This window comes from Burkholderia sp. E168m23 (genome assembly GCF_016586125.1).
Classification (GTDB): Bacteria; Pseudomonadota; Gammaproteobacteria; order Burkholderiales; family Burkholderiaceae; genus Burkholderia; species Burkholderia orbicola.
Map to the genome: position 1 here is coordinate 1 of NZ_BCPP01000530.1, position 4,934 is coordinate 4,934.

Sequence of the window (4,934 nt, forward strand, 5' to 3'; positions counted from 1 at the left end):
ATGCGCGCCGGCTGGAACAACGGCGCGCCGGCCGTGCAGGCGGCGGACGTCGCGAAACTCCGCAAGGCGACGGCGGCCGCGCACTGAGCGCGGTGCGCTGCAAAAACGACGGCGGCCGGCGTGCCTGCCGTCGACGCCGCCGGGCGCGTGCCTGCCCCGGCGGCGTGGCTTTTTCTGTTTCTGTCAACCGGCGCGCGACCGTTCGCGGCAGCGCGCGTTTTATCGACGCAATGTAGGGGTGTCTGGATGGCTAACGTGACTTATACGGATACGCAACTGCTGATCGACGGCGAGTGGGTCGACGCCGCGAGCGGCAAGACGATCGACGTCGTGAACCCGGCGACCGGCAAGCCGATCGGCAAGGTGGCCCACGCGGGCATCGCCGATCTCGACCGGGCGCTCGCCGCCGTGCAACGCGGCTTCGAGGCATGGCGCAAGGTGCCCGCGCACGAACGCGCGGCGACGATGCGCAAGGCGGCCGCGCTGGTGCGCGAACGCGCCGACACGATCGCGCAGCTGATGACGCAGGAGCAGGGCAAGCCGCTTACCGAAGCGCGCGTCGAAGTGCTGTCGGCGGCCGACATCATCGAATGGTTCGCGGACGAAGGCCGCCGCGTGTACGGCCGGATCGTCCCGCCGCGCAACTTCAATGCGCAACAGACGGTCGTCAAGGAGCCGGTCGGCCCGGTCGCGGCGTTCACGCCGTGGAACTTCCCGGTCAACCAGGTCGTGCGCAAGCTGAGCGCCGCGCTCGCGACCGGCTGTTCGTTCCTCGTGAAGGCGCCGGAAGAAACGCCCGCATCGCCGGCCGCGCTGCTGCGCGCGTTCGTCGACGCAGGCGTGCCGGCCGGCGTGATCGGCCTCGTGTTCGGCGATCCGGCTGAAATCTCGTCGTACCTGATTCCGCACCCGGTGATCCGCAAGGTGACGTTCACCGGTTCGACGCCGGTCGGCAAGCAACTGGCCGCGCTCGCGGGCCAGCACATGAAGCGCGCGACGATGGAACTGGGCGGCCACGCGCCGGTGATCGTCGCCGAGGACGCGGACGTCGCGCTCGCGGTGAAGGCCGCCGGCGGGGCGAAATTCCGCAACGCGGGCCAGGTCTGCATTTCGCCGACGCGCTTTCTCGTGCACAACAGCATCCGCGACGAATTCACCCGCGCGCTGGTCAAGCATGCCGAAGGGCTGAAGGTCGGCAATGGCCTCGAGGAAGGCACGACGCTCGGCGCGCTCGCGAACCCGCGGCGCCTGACCGCGATGGCGTCGGTCGTCGACAACGCGCGCAAGGTCGGCGCGAGCATCGAGACCGGCGGCGAGCGGATCGGCGCGGAAGGCAACTTCTTCGCGCCGACCGTGATCGCGAACGTGCCGCTCGAAGCGGACGTGTTCAACAACGAGCCGTTCGGCCCGGTCGCGGCGATTCGCGGCTTCGACAAGCTCGAGGATGCGATCGCCGAGGCGAACCGTCTGCCGTTCGGTCTGGCCGGCTACGCGTTCACGCGTTCGTTCGCGAACGTGCATCTGCTGACGCAGCGCCTCGAAGTCGGGATGCTGTGGATCAACCAGCCGGCGACGCCGTGGCCGGAAATGCCGTTCGGCGGCGTGAAGGATTCGGGCTACGGGTCGGAAGGCGGCCCGGAAGCACTGGAGCCGTATCTCGTCACGAAGTCGGTGACGGTGATGGCCGTCTGAGGGTGGCCTTGATGGCCTGATGGCCGGTTGGCCGCGTGCGTGCCGCCATTTGCGCGGTACGCACCCGGCTGGCGTTGCCGAGCGCCGGGCGTTCTGCCCGGCCTCGTTGTTTCCGATTCGTTCGCCGTCGGCACCTGCAGCGCCTGCTGCTCACGAAAGCCCGGCCATCGACGTGCGATCAGCGCCAGAATTGCTCCACCCACTGGCAAACACGTTGCCACTCGGCGGTCCTCATGTACGCCTGGGTTTCCTTCTCCAGTTCCGGCACCTTGTGCCAGTCGTCCAGTGCGATGGATTGACCGAGCACGAAATTTCCGCGCTGGTAATTGGCGTTCAGTATCTGCCCGGCCTGTTGTGCGGCGATCGCCGCCGTCGTATCCATCGTCAGCCCGAGCAGGGCTGCCGCCGGTACGCGCCCGCTTTCGAGCGGCCACAGCCATTTCGAAACGCCCCAGGTCAACGGGTTGCCGACGGCGTCCGGGGCAATGCCCACGGGGCTGGTTCCGGTGCCGAGCGACAACAGGCGCACATCGTCCAGGCTGCCTGCGCGACGGCTCGCCAGCGCCTCGGCAATGGCGGACACGGAAGGATTGTTCGCAAACACGCCGCCATCGGCGAAATAGCCAAGCCCGGCGATTTCGTACGGCGGGAAATACGTCGGCGCAGCCGACGTGGCAAGTGCGGCATCGAACAGGCTGACGTTACGGTAGGCGTTGCCGTTTCCGTTGGAGAAGGTGCACGGAGCCCAGCTCCTGGTGGGCGGATCCCACAGGCGCGCCGAGTTGATTGCGACGAAGCGGGACAGATCGGCCAGCTTGCCGCTGCCGACCAGCGACTTGGCGATCTCCTGTAGCCCGGTGTTGACATACTGGCATTGGAACACGCCCGGGCCAGCCAGGATCGTGCCTTGTTCGAGTGCTTGCGGGTGCTGCTCGAGCACTTGCTTTTGCGCCAGCCACGCCCCGTTTTCCCGAAAGATCACCGGGCCCTTCGTCCTGTAGATATCGACGATCTCGGAAATGGATACGCCCCGGGCGAGCCCCAGGGCGATCAGGCCGCCCGTGGATGTGCCGGCAAAGCCGTCGGCGCTCGCGATGATCCGGCTGCGCCGGTCGAGGTCCTGGATGAGCAGGGCGGTGATCAATCCCCGGATACCGCCGCCATCGCAACTGAGAATCTTGAAAGTCATTGCGTTTCCCTTTTTGATCGTGGGATGAATGCGAATGGCGCAACCCGGCGGGCATCCCGCCCGTGTCGCCGGGGGATGCTCCGCTACCTGCGCCGTGTCGCCGCCGGAAATTCACGCCGGCGGGCGAAGCGTCGTGCGTTATTGCTCGTCGAACCTCACATCGAGCACGGTGTAGGCATCCCACGCATACAAATACGCGTTGTCCTTGGAATAGAGCGACAGTTTCTGGTGGTTGAAATCGGAAATCAAAATCGAGCCCTGACGCGTCCATCCGCGCGCGCCTATCCAGTTATAGAAACCCACGTAGGCGTTATTGCTGACGGACATATATCGGCTGGTGCCGAGGATCCGGTAATACGTCACGCCGTTATAAGGGTACTGTTCGAGCGTCAATGCTTTCGCGGCGGAATCGACGAGAACGGCCCATTCGCCGCTGTTTTGGCCAAGCCAGCCCAATTGCACACCGTCGTGATAGAGCGCCATTTTGAATGTATCGACCTCGATGGCAGAAACAGGGGCAGTGTTGGCGAATTCCGCAAAGGTCCCGTGTGGCTGATTTTCAATCGGATTGAGATTCATTTTTTTCACCTTGAAGAGGTTGGATGCTTCCCCGTGCCTTCGAGAACAGCGCCATGCGCTTCGGACGCATGGCACGCCGGCATCGTCAAAGGCCGCGATTCCGGCGAATTCGGTGGTGCTCCAATCCGGCTGGACGATGGCAGATCGACCATGATGGCGCCGGATAACGCCAGCGATCACGGCCGAGACGGCGGGACATGCCGGAGCATTGGCATTATCGAATGCCAGGCATTCAATTTCCTTCTATTGGGGTGATTGTCTCGAGTGTCGCCGCTGTATTTTCGATTGACTTGGCACCAGTGATTTATAGGAAATGAAATGACGGATGACAAGGTTGGCGGAAGAGGTGAATTTAATCGAAATTAAAACAATACCGATCGAATTGCATATATTTGAAACATTCGAACCTGTCCGACCCCATGAATGGTTTCGCATGCGTCGGATGGCAGGGATGGCGGCAGAGGCGGTGACGCATTTCCGCTTTAACGAGTGTGAGTCGACGTGGGGCGTTTGCTCGTTCCCTCAGCCGCGCGGGAATGACCCGCTGGGGAAACGAAACACGAAATCAGCGGCCAGATATGTCGCGGCCATTTGGCCGCCGTGTGGAAGTGTGTATCAGGTGCTCAGGTGCGCGGCGTTCGTACGCCGCCGCCGGACGCGTTGCGATCGAGCGTCTGCGCGCGCCCTTTGGAACGACGCTGACGATCCGTGAATCCGGAGTGCCCGCTTATTTTGTTGGCCTTGCCAAATTCGTTTAACGTTAGCCAAACGGCCGGCCGGCGACAAATTCATTCAACTTTTGCGGGTTTGCTACGAATGTCTGAAGAATACGAAGTTCATGGTCCTCATGACCATGCGGTGGAACATCACGAGTCTCATGGTGGCGATCCAGGTACGTCGCGCATTGCAGTGCTGACGGCCGTGCTTGCGTGCTTCGGCGCAATATCTGCCTATCAGAGCGGTGCCGACGAGAGCCTCGCGCTGCTCTACAAGAATGACGCCGCAATCCGGAAAACCGAGGCTGCGAACCAGTGGGCCTACTACCAGGCGAAGGGTGACAAGCAGAATCTCGCCGAACTCGGTGCGGCGTTGAGCCCGGAGACATCGCCGCAGCGAAAGCGGTTCGAGACGGATGCCGCGAGATACCGCGCCGACAAGGAACCGATCCGGGCGCGCGCGGAGGCGCTCGAAAAGGAAGTCGAGAAGAACAACGCGGCGAGCGAGGAGCGGATGCACCGACACCATCGATGGTCGCAGGCGACGACCGTCATCCAGATCTCGATCGCGCTGGCCGCTATCACGATCCTCACGCGGCGATCATGGATGCAGGGGCTGTCGATCGGCGTGGCCGCGATCGGCATCGTGGTGGCGGGGTTGGCGTTCTTTGGGGTTTGATGGGCTGAGAGGTCGTCAGGGTCCAGTCGTATCGATACAGACTAGCGGTCATAATTTTACATAACGTGAATTATCGACC

The 4,934-nt window shown here is 63.2% G+C and carries 5 protein-coding genes; 3 read left to right on the forward strand and 2 right to left on the reverse strand.

Annotation, left to right across the window (positions count from 1 at the left end):
• Together JMF90_RS40215 and JMF90_RS23925 are read left to right on the forward strand one after the other, a co-directional pair.
• Positions 1 to 236: hypothetical protein (locus JMF90_RS40215; protein ID WP_236598027.1), on the forward strand; the 236-nt coding region annotated here is incomplete at its 5' end.
• 10 nt (positions 237 to 246) lie between these two features.
• Positions 247 to 1,692, forward strand: a complete 1,446-nt coding sequence (locus JMF90_RS23925; RefSeq protein WP_011547690.1) for an NAD-dependent succinate-semialdehyde dehydrogenase — start codon at positions 247 to 249, stop codon at positions 1,690 to 1,692.
• Positions 1,693 to 1,870: 178 nt separating this feature from the next.
• Here JMF90_RS23925 and JMF90_RS23930 read toward each other — a convergent pair whose 3' ends face one another.
• Positions 1,871 to 2,881 carry a patatin-like phospholipase family protein gene (locus tag JMF90_RS23930; protein ID WP_011547689.1) on the reverse strand — a complete coding sequence of 337 codons (1,011 nt, stop codon included), beginning with the start codon at positions 2,879 to 2,881 and terminating at the stop codon, positions 1,871 to 1,873.
• 138 nt (positions 2,882 to 3,019) lie between these two features.
• Positions 3,020 to 3,640, reverse strand: a complete 621-nt coding sequence (locus tag JMF90_RS23935) for a hypothetical protein (RefSeq protein ID WP_236596300.1) — start codon at positions 3,638 to 3,640, stop codon at positions 3,020 to 3,022.
• Between the two features lie 636 nt (positions 3,641 to 4,276).
• On the opposite strand from JMF90_RS23935, the gene JMF90_RS23940 reads away from it, so the two are divergent.
• Positions 4,277 to 4,855 carry a DUF4337 domain-containing protein gene (locus tag JMF90_RS23940; protein ID WP_011547686.1) on the forward strand — a complete coding sequence of 193 codons (579 nt, stop codon included), beginning with the start codon at positions 4,277 to 4,279 and terminating at the stop codon, positions 4,853 to 4,855.
• Positions 4,856 to 4,934: the final 79 nt, after the last annotated feature.